The sequence below is a fragment of the Blautia liquoris genome (genome assembly GCF_015159595.1).
Taxonomy (GTDB): domain Bacteria; phylum Bacillota; class Clostridia; order Lachnospirales; family Lachnospiraceae; genus Novisyntrophococcus; species Novisyntrophococcus liquoris.
The window spans coordinates 3,270,202-3,290,529 of record NZ_CP063304.1; the positions used below are offsets into that span (position 1 = coordinate 3,270,202).

General features: G+C 34.4%; 26 protein-coding genes and 1 riboswitch. Of the genes, 4 read left to right on the forward strand and 22 right to left on the reverse strand.

The genetic code is table 11. From position 1 onward, the window contains the following. Positions 1 to 7: 7 nt before the first annotated feature. Both INP51_RS14835 and INP51_RS14840 read right to left on the reverse strand, forming a co-directional pair. A complete protein-coding gene (locus INP51_RS14835; protein ID WP_193735550.1) occupies positions 8 to 493 on the reverse strand; it encodes an NADH-quinone oxidoreductase subunit NuoE family protein in 486 nt (161 codons plus the stop codon). 25 nt (positions 494 to 518) lie between these two features. Continuing rightward, the gene (locus tag INP51_RS14840) at positions 519 to 1,121 is read right to left on the reverse strand and encodes a molybdenum cofactor guanylyltransferase (protein WP_193735551.1); all 603 of its coding nucleotides are present in this window, start codon (positions 1,119 to 1,121) and stop codon (positions 519 to 521) included. A gap of 372 nt (positions 1,122 to 1,493) precedes the next feature. Between INP51_RS14840 and INP51_RS14845 the strand changes: the two genes are divergently transcribed. Beyond that, positions 1,494 to 2,102 carry a hypothetical protein gene (locus tag INP51_RS14845; protein ID WP_193735552.1) on the forward strand — a complete coding sequence of 203 codons (609 nt, stop codon included), beginning with the start codon at positions 1,494 to 1,496 and terminating at the stop codon, positions 2,100 to 2,102. Positions 2,103 to 2,207: 105 nt separating this feature from the next. Here the strand turns inward: INP51_RS14845 and INP51_RS14850 are convergent, their stop codons facing one another. Both INP51_RS14850 and INP51_RS14855 read right to left on the reverse strand, forming a co-directional pair. Beyond that, positions 2,208 to 3,044, reverse strand: a complete 837-nt coding sequence (locus INP51_RS14850; protein ID WP_193735553.1) for a carbohydrate ABC transporter permease — start codon at positions 3,042 to 3,044, stop codon at positions 2,208 to 2,210. Further along, on the reverse strand, positions 3,034 to 3,906 hold the full coding sequence (locus tag INP51_RS14855) for a carbohydrate ABC transporter permease (RefSeq protein ID WP_193735554.1): 873 nt from the start codon (positions 3,904 to 3,906) through the stop codon (positions 3,034 to 3,036). The genes INP51_RS14850 and INP51_RS14855 overlap by 11 nt, the downstream gene beginning before the upstream one ends. A 133-nt stretch (positions 3,907 to 4,039) precedes the next feature. On the opposite strand from INP51_RS14855, the gene INP51_RS16240 reads away from it, so the two are divergent. From INP51_RS16240 to INP51_RS14865, 3 genes are read left to right on the forward strand one after another with little or no spacing between them, the layout of a single operon-like run. Then, the gene (locus INP51_RS16240; RefSeq protein WP_230406822.1) at positions 4,040 to 4,192 is read left to right on the forward strand and encodes a hypothetical protein; all 153 of its coding nucleotides are present in this window, start codon (positions 4,040 to 4,042) and stop codon (positions 4,190 to 4,192) included. A 6-nt stretch (positions 4,193 to 4,198) separates the two neighbouring features. Continuing rightward, a complete protein-coding gene (locus INP51_RS16540) occupies positions 4,199 to 4,411 on the forward strand; it encodes a type II toxin-antitoxin system RelE/ParE family toxin (RefSeq protein ID WP_268885834.1) in 213 nt (70 codons plus the stop codon). Then, the gene (locus INP51_RS14865; protein WP_193735555.1) at positions 4,408 to 4,698 is read left to right on the forward strand and encodes a helix-turn-helix domain-containing protein; all 291 of its coding nucleotides are present in this window, start codon (positions 4,408 to 4,410) and stop codon (positions 4,696 to 4,698) included. The genes INP51_RS16540 and INP51_RS14865 overlap by 4 nt, the downstream gene beginning before the upstream one ends. A gap of 259 nt (positions 4,699 to 4,957) precedes the next feature. Here INP51_RS14865 and INP51_RS14870 read toward each other — a convergent pair whose 3' ends face one another. From INP51_RS14870 to INP51_RS14955, 18 genes are all read right to left on the reverse strand, one after another. Next, positions 4,958 to 5,269 (reverse strand): type II toxin-antitoxin system RelE/ParE family toxin, encoded by a 312-nt coding sequence (locus tag INP51_RS14870; protein ID WP_193735556.1) that lies wholly within the window; start codon positions 5,267 to 5,269, stop codon positions 4,958 to 4,960. After that, positions 5,259 to 5,519: a type II toxin-antitoxin system Phd/YefM family antitoxin gene (locus tag INP51_RS14875; RefSeq protein ID WP_193735557.1), complete on the reverse strand. Its 261-nt coding sequence runs from the start codon at positions 5,517 to 5,519 to the stop codon at positions 5,259 to 5,261. The genes INP51_RS14870 and INP51_RS14875 overlap by 11 nt, the downstream gene beginning before the upstream one ends. 96 nt (positions 5,520 to 5,615) lie before the next feature. Next, the gene (locus tag INP51_RS14880) at positions 5,616 to 5,780 is read right to left on the reverse strand and encodes a hypothetical protein (RefSeq protein WP_230406824.1); all 165 of its coding nucleotides are present in this window, start codon (positions 5,778 to 5,780) and stop codon (positions 5,616 to 5,618) included. A gap of 100 nt (positions 5,781 to 5,880) precedes the next feature. After that, positions 5,881 to 7,650: a carbamoyltransferase family protein gene (locus tag INP51_RS14885; RefSeq protein WP_193735559.1), complete on the reverse strand. Its 1,770-nt coding sequence runs from the start codon at positions 7,648 to 7,650 to the stop codon at positions 5,881 to 5,883. 15 nt (positions 7,651 to 7,665) lie between these two features. Beyond that, a complete protein-coding gene (locus INP51_RS14890) occupies positions 7,666 to 8,577 on the reverse strand; it encodes a radical SAM protein (RefSeq protein WP_193735560.1) in 912 nt (303 codons plus the stop codon). A gap of 26 nt (positions 8,578 to 8,603) precedes the next feature. Then, positions 8,604 to 9,509 carry a radical SAM protein gene (locus tag INP51_RS14895; RefSeq protein ID WP_193735561.1) on the reverse strand — a complete coding sequence of 302 codons (906 nt, stop codon included), beginning with the start codon at positions 9,507 to 9,509 and terminating at the stop codon, positions 8,604 to 8,606. Beyond that, positions 9,496 to 10,398, reverse strand: coding sequence for a radical SAM protein (locus INP51_RS14900; protein WP_193735562.1), 903 nt, complete (start codon positions 10,396 to 10,398; stop codon positions 9,496 to 9,498). The genes INP51_RS14895 and INP51_RS14900 overlap by 14 nt, the downstream gene beginning before the upstream one ends. Before the next feature lie 25 nt (positions 10,399 to 10,423). Then, a complete protein-coding gene (locus INP51_RS14905; protein ID WP_193735563.1) occupies positions 10,424 to 11,302 on the reverse strand; it encodes a radical SAM protein in 879 nt (292 codons plus the stop codon). Between the two features lie 9 nt (positions 11,303 to 11,311). Then, positions 11,312 to 12,148 carry a hypothetical protein gene (locus INP51_RS14910; RefSeq protein ID WP_193735564.1) on the reverse strand — a complete coding sequence of 279 codons (837 nt, stop codon included), beginning with the start codon at positions 12,146 to 12,148 and terminating at the stop codon, positions 11,312 to 11,314. A gap of 1 nt (position 12,149) precedes the next feature. Further along, the gene (locus tag INP51_RS14915; RefSeq protein ID WP_193735565.1) at positions 12,150 to 13,418 is read right to left on the reverse strand and encodes a DUF6365 family protein; all 1,269 of its coding nucleotides are present in this window, start codon (positions 13,416 to 13,418) and stop codon (positions 12,150 to 12,152) included. A gap of 17 nt (positions 13,419 to 13,435) precedes the next feature. Next, positions 13,436 to 13,996, reverse strand: a complete 561-nt coding sequence (locus INP51_RS14920; protein ID WP_193735566.1) for a hypothetical protein — start codon at positions 13,994 to 13,996, stop codon at positions 13,436 to 13,438. A 47-nt stretch (positions 13,997 to 14,043) separates the two neighbouring features. Further along, positions 14,044 to 14,355, reverse strand: coding sequence for a hypothetical protein (locus INP51_RS14925; protein ID WP_193735567.1), 312 nt, complete (start codon positions 14,353 to 14,355; stop codon positions 14,044 to 14,046). A gap of 23 nt (positions 14,356 to 14,378) precedes the next feature. Then, positions 14,379 to 15,146 carry a sugar phosphate nucleotidyltransferase gene (locus INP51_RS14930; protein WP_193735568.1) on the reverse strand — a complete coding sequence of 256 codons (768 nt, stop codon included), beginning with the start codon at positions 15,144 to 15,146 and terminating at the stop codon, positions 14,379 to 14,381. A gap of 51 nt (positions 15,147 to 15,197) precedes the next feature. Beyond that, positions 15,198 to 15,911, reverse strand: coding sequence for an ABC transporter permease (locus tag INP51_RS14935; protein WP_193735569.1), 714 nt, complete (start codon positions 15,909 to 15,911; stop codon positions 15,198 to 15,200). Positions 15,912 to 15,913: 2 nt separating this feature from the next. Beyond that, positions 15,914 to 16,807, reverse strand: a complete 894-nt coding sequence (locus INP51_RS14940) for an ABC transporter ATP-binding protein (RefSeq protein WP_193735570.1) — start codon at positions 16,805 to 16,807, stop codon at positions 15,914 to 15,916. Beyond that, positions 16,782 to 17,945 (reverse strand): DUF6365 family protein, encoded by a 1,164-nt coding sequence (locus tag INP51_RS14945; protein ID WP_193735571.1) that lies wholly within the window; start codon positions 17,943 to 17,945, stop codon positions 16,782 to 16,784. Before INP51_RS14945 ends, INP51_RS14940 begins: the two co-directional genes overlap by 26 nt. 12 nt (positions 17,946 to 17,957) lie before the next feature. Then, the gene (locus tag INP51_RS14950) at positions 17,958 to 19,229 is read right to left on the reverse strand and encodes an amidohydrolase (RefSeq protein WP_193735572.1); all 1,272 of its coding nucleotides are present in this window, start codon (positions 19,227 to 19,229) and stop codon (positions 17,958 to 17,960) included. Next, complete coding sequence (locus tag INP51_RS14955) at positions 19,210 to 20,073, reverse strand: purine-nucleoside phosphorylase (protein ID WP_193735573.1); 864 nt, start codon at positions 20,071 to 20,073, stop codon at positions 19,210 to 19,212. Before INP51_RS14955 ends, INP51_RS14950 begins: the two co-directional genes overlap by 20 nt. Before the next feature lie 125 nt (positions 20,074 to 20,198). Then, positions 20,199 to 20,287, reverse strand: a riboswitch (cyclic di-GMP riboswitch). Between the last annotated feature and the right edge of the window lie 41 nt (positions 20,288 to 20,328).

The following is a 20,328-nucleotide window of genomic DNA, read 5'->3' on the forward strand; positions in this document are numbered from 1 at the left end:
CTTTCGCCTATACGCGCTCTTTGCCGCTTCGCAGATCGTCAATCAATGCAGATATTTTTTCATCATCAAGATTGCCGATTACGGTGTCTTTGATTTTAATAACCGGGCCGATATCACAAGCTCCCACACAGGGAATATAGTGATAGGCGAAAAGACCGTCATCCGTTGTCTTTCCGATCGGTACGCCAAGTTTCTTCTCCAGAGATAAACAGACTTCTTCCGATCGCGAAAAGTGGCACGGAGAACTATTGCAGATTTTCAGGACATAGTTTGCCTGTGGTTTTTCCTTTAACATTGCATAAAAACTTATGATTTCATAGACTCTGCTTTCCGTCATATGCAGCTCTTCTGCTACCAGTGCCGCTGTCTCCTCATCAATATATCCTTCTTTTGAGTCAAACTGGAGATTGATTAAAATCTCCAAAATATTTTCCTGTTTTCCCCCATTCTGACGAATAATCCTAAGTTTTTCTTCTTTTTCTCTTATATCCATCCCAATGCGCCTCCCTTAAAAACACTTACTGCTTGTTGTTTGTTTGATTCCATTTCTGAATGTCTTTCGGCGTGTTCAGATTCACAATGCTTTTTTTCTCCTCATCGTTTAGTTCATATATCCCAACTTTCAGAAAAGAAAAGGTACTGCGCGGTCTTAATTCCCCTTTCTCGATGTGCTTTTCAAAAACAGGCAGACAAGATTTATGATAGAATGCAAACAAAGGTTCTGGCTTTTTTCGATAACTACAGACGAAAACCTGTTCCAAGTTAAGACCCCGATACATCTTTCCGATAAGATTGACATCCGGCAGTGGCATATCACAGGCCATAATAAAAACATACTCTGTCTGTGCCTGCTTGAGTGCAGTACTTATCCCACCGATGGGACCTTTTTCGCTGAAAAGATCCTCCAAGACAGGAATCCCACAAAATTCTTTCTGGTCAGAAAACTTAGTCTTTGTATTGCTGATCAGGACGACCTGTGTGAACAAAGTCTGCAGTTTTTGAACCGTCTGCACCAACAGATACTGCTCATTATCTTTCAGAAACGCTTTGTCAAATCCCATTCTGCTGCTTTTTCCGCCGCACAAAACAGCGGCTGTTACGTTTTTGATTTTTTCACTCATAATTGAAAGATATCCTCGTGTCTTTCTTTGTGAATCTAGCCAGTAACGACACTACAAAATTCATTAACCTAATTCTTTTTTATTTCAGAAAAAATTTTTTGTGAGAATATTTTATCACGAAATTTTATCATTGTCAACTTTTATAAATATGTGTACTCATTTGATTGTTATTTTATCTACAATGTACAAATCCGACTCCTCTGAATTTTTGCTTTGGCTTTTATTGCCATATGACTCGATCTTTATTCTTGGTATTCTGACAGTTTTTGAGTAAGATAAAAAATTCTCATTGATTTTCTCACCTAAAACCATTATAATCGGATGATGCGATACTAGAATTCCAATATTTAATTTTAATACAGGTGAAATTACATGAGCAGAGAACTAAATTTTAAAAAAACAACGGCTATGAATGCCAAACGAATGGTAATGATCGGGGCAACAGGAAGAAACAGCGGAAAAACAACACTTGCACTTCAGATTATTGATGCCGTTAAAGATAAGATGCCAGTTGTCGCATTTAAACTGATTTCCATTCGCGATCACGGTGATATATGTCCCAGAGGAGGGCAGGGCTGCGGAATATGTAAGGGAGTAAATGGACGTTTTGACATACAAGAGGAAAACGGAACCGGTACAAAAGATACGATGTTACTGAAGAAGGGCGGTGCTAAAAAAGTCTACCTGATCCGCGCTTATAAGGAATCTATCAGAGAAGCATTAGAGGCGGCACTGATCTGTGTCCCGGAAGATGCACTTATATTATGTGAGTCCAACAGTGCTCGGCTGGTCGCGAATCCCGCTCTCTTTGTTATGATTCAGAGTAACTCATCCTCTGCTGTAAAACCAACAGCGAAAGCCGTGATGGAATATGCAGATGTTCTCCTGCCTCAGGATGAAAAGGCTTTTGCCAAATTTGTTGACGATGAACTTCCGGCACTCCTGCAGATTTCTTGTAACTGCATCCCGGGCACAGAGTAAATAGCCGAAAAAACCTTACTGATTTTCAGCATTTAAGATCTAAAAATCAATAAGGTCTGAGTAACATCGACGATTGAATCAGCAAGGTATTTAATGTCGCCTATACTAGTTCTTCATTCCAGTAATCGCAATACCCTGAATAATCTGATTTTGGAAAAACATATATACCACCAATACCGGCAATACGGAAATAACCGTTCCAGCCATAAGCAATGGGTAATCTGTCGCATAAGTTCCCTTAAAAAAATTTAAAAGCAAAGGAACTGTGAAAGTTTCTGTTTTGTTCAAAAATATAAGTGGATAGAGAAAGTTATTCCACTGTCCCAGGAATACGAAAATCCCATAAGCAGCTAACGATGGTTTTACAAGCGGCAATATGATTTTAACAAAAATCTGTGGTACTTTTGCACCATCGATGATTGCTGCCTCCTCCAACTCATCCGGAAGCCCGGCAATAAACTGTCTCATCAGAAAAACACCAAAAGCATTAAATAGCGATGCAGGAAGAATCAGTGATAAATGGCTTCCGAGAAGGCCCACATTCTTCATTATAATGAACAATGGTATCATGGTAACTTGTGATGGTATCATCATTGTTGCCAAAAACAGAATAAATATTGCGTTATGCCCTCGGAATTTTAATTTGCCAAATGCATACCCCGCCATGGTAGCTGTAAGTAGTTGTATGACTACCACGATAAACGCAATATAAAAGCTGTTGAAATATGCCCGTCCAAAGGGAAGTGCGGATAGTGATTTCGGATAATTTTCCCACTTAACAGGGTTTGGGAAAATTACCGGTGGTGAGGTAAATGTCTGCCCCATGGTTTTTAGTGAGCTTAAAATTGTCCATATAAAAGGAAGTACCATTAAAAATGCGCCTAAGCTGAGTATGATATACAGTAATACTTTTCCAGGTTTCAGTTTTTTTCTATTGTTCATAATTCACCCACTTTTTAGAACCGTACATTTGAATCAATGTTATCGCCAGGATAATTAAAAACAAAAGCATTGATGATGCACATGCCCGACCCATTTTAAAATCAATAAAAGCTGTCTGGTAAATATGATAAACCAGTGTATAGCTTGCTTTCACAGGACCCCCTTTTGTCATAACAAAAGCCTGGTCAAAGACCTGGAAAGAATTGATAATCGTCATGATTACTACAAAAAACAAAGTCGGTGATATCATCGGAATCGTAATATGACGGAATGCCTTCCACTTGTTAGCCCCATCAATTTCCGCCGCTTCGTAGTAGACCTCCGGTATATTCTGTAAGCCTGCAAGAAGCAAGACCATATTATACCCCACATTCCACCATACAGAAACAATCGCAATGGATAATAAAACCATCTTAGGATCTGTCAGCCACTTCGGTCCGTCAATCCCAATCTTGGCTAAAAAACCATTAATAAGCCCAAAATCTCCATTTAAAATCCACGTCCAGATAACGCCTACGGAGACAGAACCGGTAACTACCGGCATAAAGTAAAACAGCCTATATAACGTCTTTCCTTTAATCTTTTGAACCGCCAGTGCCAACGCCATAGCCAGTATGATATTAACCGGGATAAACATGAGCGAATAAATTCCCGTATTTATTAATGCCTTCCTAAAATCCGGGCTTTTTATCTGGCCGATAAAATTCTGGAATCCCACAAATTTCATGGATTCCGCAATTCCATCCCAATCGTGAAAACTAATAAAGAAACTCATACAAAGTGGTATTACAGCAAATATAATCAATCCGATTAATTGTGGGGCTACAAATACCCAGCCCCACATTCTTCGTCTTTTCTGCATTTTCTCAATATACTCATATAAAATCACACTCCTTTTGAAATCATTTAAAAAAAATTTATGGCATTGATTTTTGATAGCATTTATGCTATCATTAAGTCAGGAAATAAATAAACTAATCTGGAGCATACTAAGGATGTATACAATCGAATTCTATGAAAAAGATAATGGAGAATCCGAAATATGGGAGCTTCTTGAAACATTGCGAATAAAAGCATCCACAAATAAAGATGCACGCATACAATATAAACAGGCAGTTCTATACATCCAGCTTCTCCAGGACAATTGAACACGCCTGCCTGAGAATGTCACAAAACATCTGGAAGATGGCATCTGGGAATTGCGCCCTGGAAATAATCGTGTATTCTATTTCTATTATGAGAATGACACCTTTGTCCTTCTTCACCAGTTTCGTAAAAAATCACAAAAAACACCGCGCCGTGAAATTGCCAGAGCAAAAGCAGAGCGCGATGAATACCTTTCCAGAAAGGAGGCTGAAAAAGCATGAAAACTTGGAATGACTATAAAAACCATGTAAAAACAATTGACCCTGAAAGCAAAAAAGATATCGAAGAAGCTGAAAATCTTGCTTCTATTGTCGGTGCTATGATTGAACAGCGCAATGCCCTTGGAATCAGCCAGCGGGAGCTTGCCTCTATCTGCGGAATCCCCCAGTCTTCCGTGGCAAGAATTGAATCCTTTAAAACCACACCAAATTTGGAGACTCTGCTCAAAATTTTCCAACCGCTCGGCTTGAAACTTTCCGTATCCGCTACAAAGCAAACCGGACGGTAGTAACAATCAAATAATAAAGCAGTTAACTGCAGGAGGTTTGCTTCCTGCAGTTTTTATATAAAAAAAGATGAATAACATCTATCCGGCTTATAACTCCCGAATAGATGTCATTCATCCATTCTTATCTGCATTGTGTAATTGTTATTATAATTAACAGGATTGCTCCTGAAAGATAAGTGAATCAGGCTTTCCCTAATGCGTTATTGCGGTTACCATCTCCTAAAAAAGCACCAGACTTTTCACGGTCTGATGCTTCACATTATAACTTATCTTTATAGTTTTCTAAATGATGAAAAATACCAAGTATATATACGACATCATCATCAATTCGGAAAATCAAAATATAATCCATATCCTTTACTACTGCTTCTTTGTATCCTTTACTCTTAAGAAAAGAATCTCTGCAATCTGCAAATTGATATGGATTATCCTCCAAACGGTCATATATCTGTTCAATTCCGTCCAGCAAATGTTTCGCTGCAGGTTCATTCTTGAATTTGAACAGGATATAATTTACCAACTGATCAAGTAATTCCTCCGCTCTATCAGTAATATTAAGTCTATAACCCATATTTTTCCCTTATAGAACTTAAAGAACTTCTTGCGTCTTTTGTTCTTCCTTCTTTAATTTGCTGTTCGGAAATCTCAAGTTCTCTATACACACTAAGTCTACGAATCGTCTCTTCATAGTTCTCCATGCTCATGATAACCATATCCCCATATCCATTTTTTGTAATATAAATAGGTTCTTCAGCTTTGTGACACATTTCTGATATTTCTGAAGTGTTTTTTAAATCTTTAATTGGAATAATCTGTGGCATAATATGCACCTCCTTAACTATGGATTAATTATACCATTATTATCCCATACTTTCAATCAGTTATTCATAGCAAATTTTCCTTCATCGTATCTTCATTTACATATTGTTTTCAACTGCCTGCGCAAATACGATGTTGAAAACCTGTACCTTCTTGTTTGCATCATCTACCCAAAAGTAGATTAGAAAGTTCTTCACAACAGCCTTTCTAATTCCTTTTGTATGCCAAGGTTCTTCATCTACCAAAGACATTCGTTTAGGCATATCAGCAAAGGATGAAATCATACTTTCCATTTCTCCGACATCTATTACACCCTGGTTCTTATCTAGAATATTTTTTATATAATAACAACTTCAATCATTATTATTTTGATAAATAATATCCTTCAATAAATAAACCATCAATACCTGAAGTTGTAAATACCGCTACTGCGTCTTCAACAGAATGAATAATAGGTTTTCCCATGACGTTAAAGCTAGTGTTCAATAAAACCGGTACTCCTGTAATTTCATAAAAAGCATGAATCAATCTATAGTATTGCGGATTCCATTCTTTCTTTACAGTCTGTAATCTTCCTGTTCCATCGAAATGAACAACCCCTGGAACAACATCATATTTATTTTCATTAAAAAGAAGTGTTTTCTGCATGTATGGTGAATCCTCGGCATCCATAAAATATTCCTCTGCAAATTCCTCCAAAATAGACGGTGCAAATGGTCTAAAGGCTTCTCTAAATTTCACATGCGCATTTAAATGATCCTTAACCTCAGAATATCTTGGATCAGCTAATATAGAACGATTTCCTAAAGCTCTTGGTCCAAATTCCGCTCTTCCATTAGCCCAACCAATTATCTTTCCATCTGATAACAATTTTGCGGCTAATTCATATTGTTTCTCCCCGACATATTCAATATTACCCCATCCATACTTGTTAAGTTTATAAAGCTTATCCTGTTCAAAGTTACTTCCCAAATAAGGAGTAAGCAGTTTTAAATTATCCTTCTTTCCTCCCATTGAAAGGAAACTTAAGTAAGCAGCTCCAAGGGCGTTGCCATCATCAGAAGGTGCCGAATATATATGAAGTTTCTCGAAAGGGGTATTCTTTATTATTAATCCATTTGCTTTTGAATTAAGTGCACATCCTCCTCCAAATAAAAGATTTTTATTTGGGTGCTTTTCATAGCAAATATTAAGAAATTCAAGAAGAATATCTTCAAAATATTTCTGTCCTGTAAAAGCAATATCAGCAACCTCTAAAAAGTCCTGACCTTCTTTTATCTTATATCTTGTCAGCTTCTCAACTACTTTATTTTTTTTCAGTACTTCCTTTTCAATGATATGTCCATTTTCAATCCAGATTAATTCACGAAGTTCATTATAGAACTCTGGATTTATTTTTCCATAACAGGCAAGTCCCATGACCTTCCATTCTTCTCCTTTTAATGAATCAAATCCACAGAATCTGCATATCAAAGAATAATAACTGCCAAGACTTGCCGTACTCTTGTAACTAAGATCTTCATCGCAAACAAACATCTTTTCCCATGATTCTTCATTTTGATTATATTCATAGACTGCCCCAGCACTTTCTTCACCATAACCATCTAGGATTACACACAATCCCGATTCGATTCCTGATGTAAGACACGCCGTAGCCGCATGAGACAAGTGATGATTCCATCCAATGTTTTTAATAACTTTTGCAGTACTATTCTCTCTGCTTTTTAACTCATGTTCAAATGATACCCCTGGACATGCAAGCATATTCCTACTAGCATATGCCATGAATTTACCATAAAAGAATTCATATATCAGTTCATCATTAATTTGAGAAGAATATTTGTCAATAATAGGTTCTGATTCTATTACCTTTGCAATCTGCCCATCCACAATGCTGTTCATTTTATCAGACCAGCTTCTTGAAAGAACAATTTGTGTAGCATCCTTAGCATAAGTATCCAATACCTTTCTTGTCCAGACAAAGTGATCTGGTGAAACGCCAATTGCACGTTTATTCTGAAGGTATCTTTCAGTACTTTCAGCAAACAAAACATTTCCATCTTCATCAACAATTGCCATAGCAGAATCATGTACTGAATTAGCCAGTCCCACATAAATCCTTTTACTTTTCATATGTGGCCCTTCTTTCTACACTATTTTCTTCTCTTCTGCTTCTGGAATCAATTCTACAAATCCGTAAGCACCTGCGTACTCTTTGTATACACCACCACATAAGTTTCTCTTAGCACACTCCTTACATACCTCCCCCTTCATTTTGGCATTGTTTTCCATAAAGGTATTATAGTTTTTAAATACAAAACTCTTATAAAGCATCTTAAACTGATTCTCTTCCCAGTCAATTAGATATTTTGAATAATCACCCAATACACACATTGGATAACCTTCAAGAGTAACTTTCACACCTGCTTCAACACATGCATCAACTGCCACTTTAACATATGGAATAGCCTCACTAAGTTTAGGTACTACAAGTTCAAAATTCTTAAGGCAGTTTCCTGCTGTATGCAGATTTGAAATATTAATATGGGAAACACCCAGACTCATTGAATACTTAACGATATCTGCCAACTGAGTATAATTCTGCTTACAGACACATATATTAGTTCTAACTTTACATCCCAATGAAATTACATTTTTAATTCCCCGAACTGCTTCATCAAAACTATTCTCTACATCTGCAAAATAATCCTGAAGTTCCTTAGTATGACCATGAAGAGATATGACACATAAGTTAACACCATCATTTATTGTCTGCTTTGCAAATTCCATATTACTTAATAAACGTCCATTGGTCTGAACAGAAATATTAGGATATCCCAACTCCTTAATCATTCTTATAATGTCTGGGAACTCTTCAAGAAGTGTTGGCTCTCCACCGTGAAGATTTACAAACTCGAACCCTCCATCTTTGTTTTCCTTTAAGAATTCATATACTAACTTTCTATTTACTTTTTCAGGTGTTCCAACATGAGAACCTACTACACAAAAAATACATGAATTATTACAAGTATCTGTTAAATGTACACTTAAATTTTTCATTTTAATCTACCTAGCCTTCCCTACACTTACCTCAAGTCATGTAACTTACAACAGTCATCAAATATTTTACAATTGCTAAAACACAAATGTCCTTTTTTAAATGCCTGCATTTTTTCAGATTCTAATATCTCTGAAATGCTGCTTTCAAAAATGTTTCCACAAACATACTTAGAATTCACGCCATGGCAACATGGGAAAAAATCACCTTTCAAGTTAATGTAATTAACAAGATTAGACCAACTCAGACACTTAAAGTTTGTTGAATTATCCATAAAAAATACTCGATTTTTCTGAGCAATTTTTTTTGCTTCCAGAAGAATCTGATTAACATCTTCTCTGTATTCACCATTTTCGACTCTTCTGATATCCATTGTAAAACTAATAGCACTAAGACCTTTTTCAGCTGCAAACTGAACAAGACTTGTAAGGTCCTTAATATTTTCTTCTGTGATAGTGCAGTTAATTATTCTTGTAAATCCCCTTGCCTGCGAAAGATTATATTGAAGGTTTTCCCAGTTGTAAGTTGATGCTATTTTTTTCATTCCCTCTTCTGTAGGTGAATCAACTGAAAAAATCATTACCTCGATACAATTACCGTGCTTAAGTTTTTCAAAATCAATTTTTACACTTCCACTTGTAATCAAAACTACCCTTTTATCCTTTAGTCTTTCAAGAACCTCATATAGATGTGGATAAACAAATGGCTCACCTATTCCACATATAACAACTCTTTCATAATTTTCTATTTTTTTATATAATTCTTCAAATTTCTCCATCGAAAGGTTCTGATCACAACGTTCATTAATTTTTCTTGTACAATATATACAATCTAACGGGCAAAAAGTTGTTAATTCGATTCCGATGGTATTAGATACCTTATTGATCTGACTTAAAATTTTATTTTCTAAAACTTTCTCTTTACTCTCCTGCATTGACTTCTCCTTTGCGAAGCTTATCCATTCGCATCATAAAACATTTTTCGCATAATCCGCCTTGTCTAAACGAACTATATTGTTCTCCATTCCAAATATCTTCAAAACTCTCCTTAATCAAGTTTCCAACTTGATAATTCTGGTGAAGTGCAAATCCACAAGGGAAAACATTTCCTTCAATATTTACGAAAGGTAAAATAGAATCATACTGAATACAGCAATATGAACGGAAAGGATTATCGCAAAGAATATGTGCCTTACTTGCAATTGACTTTGCTTTCATAATTCCCAATTCTATTTCTGCTAAATGTTCTACTATAAATTCTTCCATTCCCCAAGGTAATGAAAAATGGACAATTTTAAACTGATGTTCCTTCGCAAACTCTACAATCTCAGGAAGTGTATCATAATTATATTTATTGATCGTGCAATTCAAAAGAGACATGACACTCCTGTCACCTTTTGTTAATTCACGAAGTTTTTTTAAATTTTCAAACAGGATATCATATCGATAGTTTTCACCACAGGTATTCTTAATCGTTTCCTCTGTCACTGCATCAATTGAAAATATAGCCAGTTTTAATTTTCCCATTTCCTTTAATTCATCAAACTTAATTGGTAACATTCCACTTGAAATAATACTAATTCCCTGAAATGGAGAAGTTTTTACCATTTCATAAAATGCAGTATTCATGAAACTTTCTCCAATACCACAATAAACGGCATTCTTAATATGTTCAGTTTCCTCTATGCGTTTCATAAGTTCCACATATTGTTCTTTTTCCATATTCTCGCCTTTACCTTTTCTTTCACAGTATACGCAATTTAGTGGACATTTTGTGGATACCTCCAATGAAATACTTGTAGGTCGAACATCTAATATATCCATTGGTAACATTACATTCTCTCCTCTCTCATTCAAATGAAAAACGAACCTGATTCATACTACATTTGTCACAATCAAATTCATTGATAAACGTTTTCCAGGGAGTATCATTCATAATCTCCTCCATATTGTTTTTCTGAATCTGACCATCGACACGTACACCCCGGTTATGTGAACAACATGGTCTCACGTATCCTTCCACTGAAATGTAAGGAATTATATAGCCATTATACATACAAAACATAGTATCTGGCAGGTTAACAATCATTGTATAATTTTTTTCTTCTACATATTTTCTAAGTTCTGACAGCACTTCATGGATTCTATCATAATTATTACTAACCCATTTTAAATCTGTAGTAGGTAATAATAAATTTAAAGCGCTTACCTGATACTGATTGCAGAAATCTGCCATTTCAAACAAGTAATCCACATTATCTTTAGAAATAACAAAATTGATTGATATCTGGATACCTTTCTGTTCCTGCAATTTTTCTAGATTGCTGATTAGGATATCAAAGCGATATCGACTACATGCTTTTTGGGCAGTTTCCTCATCATGTCCATCAACTGAAAATGTGATGCTTTGAACATTCTTTGCCCGTGTCAATCTGTCCATATCGATTCTTATAGTTCCATTAGTAACTAACTGAATCCTATGATTTCCTGCAAGCTCTAAAAAATCGTAAAATTGTGGATGAGTGAGTTGCTCTCCCATTCCACAAAAGAGAATTGCTGTATTCTCCTTGATTCTTCCAAGTCTGAATAGCAGTTCCTCCTGTGTCAACATTTTACCTTTAAGTTTTAACCTACTTCTATAGCAATATTCGCAATCAAGGTTACAACCATTAGTTAATTCAATCATAATAAGGTTGTAGTCAATTGCCGTTTTTGTTAAGTCACTCATATGCTGCTCCTATAAAAAATTTACCTCTTTCGCCTTAATCATCATATCTCGACGCAACAATTGATTATTTCCCGAAAATACATACTCAGTCATATCTGCTCCATACAAAATGCCTGTTTCATAATCAATTGCAATGTTTCCTCTATAATAGGAAAATCCTTTTTTAGATTTATTCTTGTCGCTCATTTGAAAAGAAGCATTATCACATGAAAAATAGTAAACCACTGTTTTTCTATCATGATAAACGGCTTCTCCCAAATATCCAACCTTCATGTCTCCATTCTTATATTCACTGCTTGCATCATATAATCCCGCTGACATATCAAATGATTTATGATCAAGAGAATTAATAGATAGTCTGTCGTCAAAATCCACATAATTACTGTCACTTGATACAATATGTGACAATATCTGATCCATACCTATAATGTCATATACAAAGGCATGAATAAGACCGGTTACAGGTAATTTAGGAAACATTGAGAATAGTTCATTTATTATCTCCCATTGTCCATCTAATAACTCTTTTCCTTCCTTTTGATAATAATCTACCGCCAAATCTACCGACATATTAAACAATACACTAGAAAAACTTTTTTCCTTTGCAAAAGTCCATTCAATTGTTTTTTTACCGCTTGGGGAATAAAACATATTTACAATCTCGTATTTTGTGTCTAATAAACTAGCGTGTTTCGATTGTCTTTGGGGAATCATATTATACTCGCTTGTAAGGAAATGGGTCATATTGATTGTTCCATTTTCTGCAATATGATCCATTTTTACAGAATACTCATATAATACGGAACTAATATTTTGGGCTTGAAAACCTTTTTTAGTCCACTCCATTTTAAACTCCTTTTTTATCACATATTTGTATCATGATTTCGTTTGGGGAATCTAACTCTAACAAATGATTTAGATAGGTATTTAATTTTTCTGTTTTTGTTTTGTAATACTGATTACTATCAAGAGCTTCGCTAATAGCAGCTTTCATCTTTGAATATGAAAAAACTGGAACTGTTGTAAAAAGATCATAGTAATCATTGTTTTGAGTAATTGACCTAATAAACTTGTACCATCCAAATGTACTCGCGTAATATGGATATGCAATATGTATTCTTTTTACAATTTCACCATATTGAGCGGGAAGTTTCTTGATAGTATCTTCAAGAAGAGCAAAATTCAAAACCTTCTCATTAATCATCAATATTGAAGGAACCTGATTTAGAATTGCTCGACTCAAGCTTACAGAAACCGCATTAAATGACATAAAAATATCACTGGAAACTATACATTTCTCATACAGATCTGAATTCATTGATGATATATTTTTATATGTAACATTCCCTGTTGGTTTGTAATTTATTTTTTGCTTTCCAACATGTAGTAAACAAACCATCTCGTTTAATTTCAACTCATCAAGATAAAACAAAACAAGGTTCAAGAGATTCTCAATAAACCCATCCAAAATAGGCAAACGATTCATATTAACACTTTCCCAAGACGACACTGGAAGCATGATAAGTTTAGCATCTTCATCAATCTCTAATTCTTCATTAACTGATTTTCTTATCTTTTCTTTTTGTGAAATATTAATATCTTCACTGCTAAATAAAGAATATCTCCATACTTTATTATCAACATAATCATTCATTGGATTTACAGGCACATCCTGAAGCAAATAATCACATTCTTCAATCAAATCACGATCATTAACTAACATACCGCCATAGTAATCTTTCTTTCTCTTAAATTCTTTTAAATCATATTCGTCCAGACCTATGATTGGTATTTTAAACTCCTGTATATTTGAAAATGAATATCCTGTCCAGGAACTTGCAAAATGAGCCGTATACGGATCAGATAAAAAAAAGAAATCTGGAGAAAATTCATCAACAATTGATTGTATTTTTTGTTTATTTTCAATTTTACTGTCTTCTGGATTTAAAGTGAAACGCTTTGTCTTTTCCGGAATAACATCCTGATAATTCTTAGGTAATAAATACAATACATCAAACAGTTCATCTGACAATCCCTGGGTAAACCTAACTGCTATTGAAATCTCACCTGCAGAAATTGTTCCAAGTGTCCAAACCATTATTTTCGTTCGATTCATCTTTTTCCCTTCCAAGCCTATACTACAAACAACTTGTCCTGTATCTCTTTTACTTCATCTGCAAATTCATTTTCCTGACATATAATCATCTTTCTATAAAGAGATGAAACCTGATTAAAAAAGAAATCTTTTAATCTAACAATCTTCTTAGGATTGTCCAAAATCTGCTTTAACAATTCTTTACTTTCACCATATTTTTTCATATTAAATAAAGATTCTGCTTTCATAAGTTTAGTCATCTGAGTATAGACAATATCGTCCATCTTTTCATCTTGCTCGAACTCAACTATCTCATCATAAATGTCTTTATCATTTCTGAAATCATCTGAAACAAGCATATTTAAACGGATACTGAAATATCTGGCAAGCCATTCATTTTTATCCATCTGTCTGATCATATTAAATACTCTTTGTGCTTCAACTATCGCATCTTTCTGGTCAAGGATATCTCCCTTTTCTCCGTAAAGGAAACAATATGCACCATATGTATATGCAATTTCAATATTTCCAGCATTTTTTTCATATTGAACGCTTAACATTGCTTTACGCTTTTCTCTTCCCTTTTCAAACTTATTCATAAATATTGCAGTACGAAAACATTCTTCTCTTACTTTATCTGGCATTATCATAGTAAATCATCTTCCCCCTGACTGTTAGAATCTAATAAGTCTTCATCGGTTTCTGGAGTGTAAACAGCTGAATCTGCTGAGAAAAATTCTTCAACATTTTCAGGAGATAATTTCATAATATCTTCCTGTTCAAGTGACATTAATAATAATCTCTGTGACTCGTTTAATTCGTAATCCTTTAATACTTCCTCTGGATTAGCAATGAATTTCTCTTTCATTTCCTCGTCAGTTATTAATACTTCGATAAACTCTTGTAATGCACTAGTATCGTTTAAGTTTTCTAAATTCTTTTCATTGTTGTTTTCCATTTTCTAATCTCCATTTCTCAATATTAATTCTTGTTTTCCCAAATTTTTTCTAATTCCTTTATGCTTGAAACGTCAATACAAACAACATTTTCAAACTCATAAGCGTAGGCTCTTTTTTGTGCGATAAACTTTTGCATGATTTCTGCAATTATCATCTCTTTCTCATTACCCTGTGATTTTTTCTCATTGATGCAGTGCACAACTTCATCCGTGAATTTGTCTCCCCACACAATACAGTTCCAAGTATTGTACACAGTAGGTCCTTTAGGCTTATCTTCTAGCTTAGATATCATTCCAGCCTTATCCATATGCACTGGACCAAGCCTTTCAGGATATGCAGTCTGAAATATTCCCAATGTTAAATCAGAATTATTTGATTCGTGACACTTGAGCAAGCCTTCCAGATTAACATCAGCCAAAAGTAATGTATCTGGGAATCTCATTACCACTGTTTTGCCTTTTAGAAAGTTATATGCACTTTCAATTGCAAACGGCACCCCATAGTGTTTTCCGTCAATTCGCTGATAGATAAATGCAGCCTGTATCTTCTGTGGATAAACATACTCTCTATTTATATAATTGATCAGTTCTCTTTTTTCATCATTTACAACAAACACTATAGTTGTAATACCATTGTCAATCATGGAACGAATCGCATTATCTATTAAGATTGATGTTTTTTCATCCTTACTTACAGAAGCTGGCATAGGTAACATTTCCTTCATAATTGGAAACCCACTCATTCTGCTTCCAACTCCTGCTGCTGGAATAAACCCAACCACCTCTTGCATTCTTCTTCCTCCTACTCTTTTATATTTTTCATTATTCTCAAAGATTTTTAATTACTGAGAAATAATAATTTTTCTATATCTATGAATAACCACAACAAGACATACAACAGTTATGCATGAAATATAAATTGCCGAAACCTGCTGTATTCTATCTGTAAGTACAAACATATGAGTCAGAGGAAAAATATTTGATATTTTTCTCATTACTGATGGAAGTATGCTGACATCCATCATAATTCCGCTCAGGAAAATAGATGGTAAAAACAAACACTGAGACACAATGATAGCTACATTGTCTGACTTACAAACCATTCCTATTACAATTCCAATCAATGTTGATATAACAATACACGCCAATAATGTACATAAAAAATATCCCAGTGATGCCGGCAGTGCGGCATGGAAAAATACAGGTGCTGTGAGAATAATAAGTGTGCAAACAACAATAGAGTTAATCATGTTATTGATTGCAATTGATAAAAACACATGCCATAACCTAATTCCTCCAATAATGTATGCCCTGTTAATATCACCTACCGAATATTGGATTACGTTTCCTGGTAATCCCACTAAACTATTCATTGTAATAGCAAAAAGACACATACTACGTATTATAGTTTTCTTATTTTCTTCACTTATAGATACAAATACCGCACTGAACATCAGATAAAATACTATAGGCATTAAGTAGGATGAAATAAATAAAAAAACATTTCTAAAATTTATTTTGTAATAAACTGCTATATTTTTTCTGAATGCTTTCATGTTTACGCTCCTTTTATTAAATCCGCTAATTCTTTTTCTATCGAACTCTTTCTAACATATAAATCCTCAATTTCATCATCATTTTGTAAAACTAATAATAAGAATTCATTCAAAAAAGATGCTATCGAAATACAGTGATATTCCTCATATTCTTTTGTTTTGCCATGATATGTAGCCGATGAAATACCTTCAATATAGTTTCCTATACCTTTTTGAGTTTTAATACATATTACAAATTCTTTTCCTTCATTTTCTGGTGTACTCATTTCATCAATTCTGACAATACGACCATCAATAACAAATGCTACCCGATCACACAATTTTTCTACCTCAGTCATATCATGAGAAGTAATCAGTATAGTTTTTCCTTTAGCTTTTAATTCATCAATAACAGCATAAAGCTGTTCTTTTCCTTCAATATCAAGTCCTGCTGTTGGTTCATCCAATATTACAATCTGTGGATCATGAAGAATTGCAATAAATAAATGTAAACGTCTTTTCTGACCTGTTGAAAGCTGCTTATATTTTTTCTTTAGGAAGAACTGAATTCCAAACTTTTCATAATCTTCCTTAGAATAAGTAACTCCATGTTCAACTGCGAACAAATCCATTGCTTCTATAACCTTGATATCAGCAGGAAGTGAAGAACTTTGAAGTTGGACTCCCAACACTTCTTTATATTTTCCTAAATTGTTAACTCCCTGAATAGAAACTGTTCCGCTTTCCCACTTTCTTATATTTTCAATACATTCCAAAAGAGTGGTTTTTCCTGTGCCATTCTTTCCAACAATTCCGAGACATTCACCCTTCTTTACATTCAGGTCAATATCCTTTAACACACGCTTGGATCCATATGACTTGTTTAACTTACTAATATGAATCATTATCTCTTCCATCTACACTCTTCCTTTCTAGCTCATTGAATATATCTTGTGCATTTTTTAACTTTTTTAACTGTTCATGATATTTTTTCAATACTTTCTGATCCTGTGGCTCACAAAATAATTCTTTAATTTTAATAATACAATCTGACTGTTCAAACATTTCGTACTGCTTAAAGCATTGAAAATATAAGCTTTTTGATTCTAATGGAGCGATGTAATCATACCATCCCACAGGAAACGTCTTGCACTTGTATGCATCTTCATCCACACTTGAGTTAATAAGCACTACCCCTAGAATCCCTTTTAATATAACTTTCGCAAAGGATGTTGAAATAATATTTCGACTTAAAAATAAATCAGTTGCATCAATATATTTATCAAACGTATCTGGCGAAACAGATGGTAAATAATGAATGTTACTATCTGCTTCATTTTCTTTTCCTATTACTACGACGTAATAGTCTTTTGATAATTCCTCTAATATAGCCTGAAAATAACGTTCAGCCTTTTCCACAAAGCTAACTGCTCTCTCATACTTTCGATAAGTAGATTGCCACTGTGCATTTGTGATAAGTATCACCTTTTGTTCAATATTGATTCCAAGTGCTTTTTTGACGTTTTCCTTTTCCTCTTTACTTCGCAGTGTTAGTTTGTCCACCAAACGAACTGCAAAGCGATTTTTATTTTCATTAGTTACATCTCCTTCCAGCAATGGACATGGATGTAATATAAACTTTATTCTTTCGTCAACCGTAGTTAACTTGCTTTGGAATCCATATGTATCCATTCTTCGTGGATTTTCTACCTGATTGTATAAATCAAAACCACCAATTGTTCCTGTAAAATAATCTAAATCATCTAATGTTAACCCATAGTGTTTCTCACAAAATACATAGTTGAGGTAATCCGACAAAACAACAAAATCTGGGGCAAATGAATTTTGAATATTCTCTAGCATTATTTTATTAAGTTTTACCATGTTAAAATACAAAGATACAGTCTGAAAACCCTTTGTTTTTACATAATTCTCATGCTTTCTTGGTACCCAGAACAATACATCTTGAGGATTAGCTAATCCTTTGGCAAACTGAACTGCTATCTCCATCTCACCAATTGCCCAATAACTAGTTACAATGAACAATATCTTCATCTCATATCCTCTTTATGCAAGTTTTTTTACAATCTCCTCTGCTCTGCCATACAAATCTTCAATATCCTCATTAATATAAATTTCACCTTTATAATATTTGATGTCTCCACCAATCATTGTCATTAGAATATTAGTTGGATTAGCACTGTATACTAAAGCATTTTCTAAGATGTTAATAGGTTGCATATTTGGTTTCTTTAGGTCAATCATAATCATATCTGCATACTTTCCAACTGCTAGAATATCACAATCGATTAACCCCATTGCAATAGCACTACCTCGTGTTGCCATCCGTACAACCTGTTTAGCAGGACAAGCCGAAGCATCCTTATTGATAAGCTTTTGAAGTGTTGACACTAGGTACATTTCCTTAAACATATCAAGACCATTATTACTTGCTGGTCCATCTGTTCCTATACCAACATTAATACCATTCTCCGTAAATTCGCTGATTCTTGCCACACCACTGGCAAGTTTTAGATTTGAGCCCGGATTAGTTATAATCGATAATCCACGTTTCTTATATATTGAAATGTCACTGTCAGTCAGATGTACTCCATGAAAAGCTCCTCCACCAAAATCAAATAAACCCAAACTATCAAATAGCTGTGTTGGAGTCTTTCCATATCTATCAATACAATCTTTAACTTCTTGTTCTGTTTCTGAAACATGTGTATAGAATGGTTGTTTATATTTATGAACCATTTCTGCCATCTTTTCTAACAATTCCAAACTAGTCGTATATTCAGCATGAATTCCCAATCGATATGATATATACTTATGTAATTGATTATAGTGTAAGAATGCGTTTTCTATTGTTTCTGGTGTTTCTCGAAAATTATTTATTGCACCACATAATACTGTTCGAAAACCATATTCTTCTGACAGCCGTGACATTGACTGTGGTTCGTAATACATATCAAAACAAGCCGTAATTCCGTTTACAATATATTCAAGGAAAGCAATCTTGGAAAGCTCATATACATGCTCCTGCGTCATTTTTGCTTCCATTGGAAAAATAACATTAGTTAACCATTCTCCACCTTTTAAGGTGTCAGAATAATTTCTCCCAAAAGTCATTGCTGAATGAGTATGTGCATTTTTAAAGCTTGGCATAAGCAAATTACCCTCAGCGTCAATTTCCTTATCAAAGTGTTGATTTAATATATCAATATTCTTACCTACGTAAGAAATCCTTTCATCATCGATCCATATTTCTCCTTGAAATATTTCTTTTTCATTTTCCATTGTTAATATTCTTGCATTATAAATTCTGGTTTTCATTCAAATCCGGTTCCTCCTTTAAACTGCTTACTAATCTGCTCAACAAAACTACAAGCTTATCTGCAACGGCTTGAGCAGTATCTTTAACATCCTGATAAGACTGTTTTTGGTTAGTTATACCCGTTGCCATATTAGAAACACAGGAAATTCCACATACCCTAATCCCCATATGCCTACAACAAACTGACTCGACGACTGTACTCATTCCTACAAGATCAGCTCCCAAATTTCGAAGCATTCTAATCTCTGTAGCAGTTTCAAAACTAGGTCCCATCAGTTGAACATATACACCTTTATGTATATTGATGTTCTCCAATTTTGCTATTTCCTCCGCTCTACAGATCAGCTCAGTATCATAGACTTGTGTCATATCTGGAAATCTTATCCCAAATCTCTCGTCATTCTCCCCCATTAAACAATTAGGTACAAAAAGCGAGATATGGTCTTCTATCAAAACAAAATCACCAACCTCATACTGACAATTGATTGCGCCTGCTGAATTTGTCAGAATCATGATTTTAATCCCCATTAATTCTGCAATTCTCATAGGAATTATCACTTCATCCATAGAATATCCTTCATAGAAATGAATACGCCCTAAAAAAATGAGAGTTTCCACCCCCTCAAGTGTTCCATACAACAGTTTTCCACTATGACCTTCCACAGTAGATTTAGGATATTCATCGATTTCTTTTAAATCAATTTGCTTTTTCAACATGAAATTTTTCAAGTTATTCTCTAAGCCAGAGCCTAATACAATTCCAACTTTAGGATTTGCATCAATTAATTTTTCAATTTGGAAATGAATACGAAAAACCTGTTCTTGATCTATTCTTTTATTCAATATTGTCAATCTCCTACACTTATTATAGCAAAGGAGGTTTTTGCTTGAAGCTAAAGCTATTTGGGGACACACCTGCATAGCAGATGGTTTTATTTTTATCGTGAATACAAAAAACTGCCACCAAACGTAGCAGTCGAACCACCTTTGATTATTATTAATCTTTCGACTTCTAACTTTGCGTCCTTATATTTCTATAAGTTTGCCAATATTTTTATATTAATACATGATTTTCGTCAACAACCAATCCGAAATATT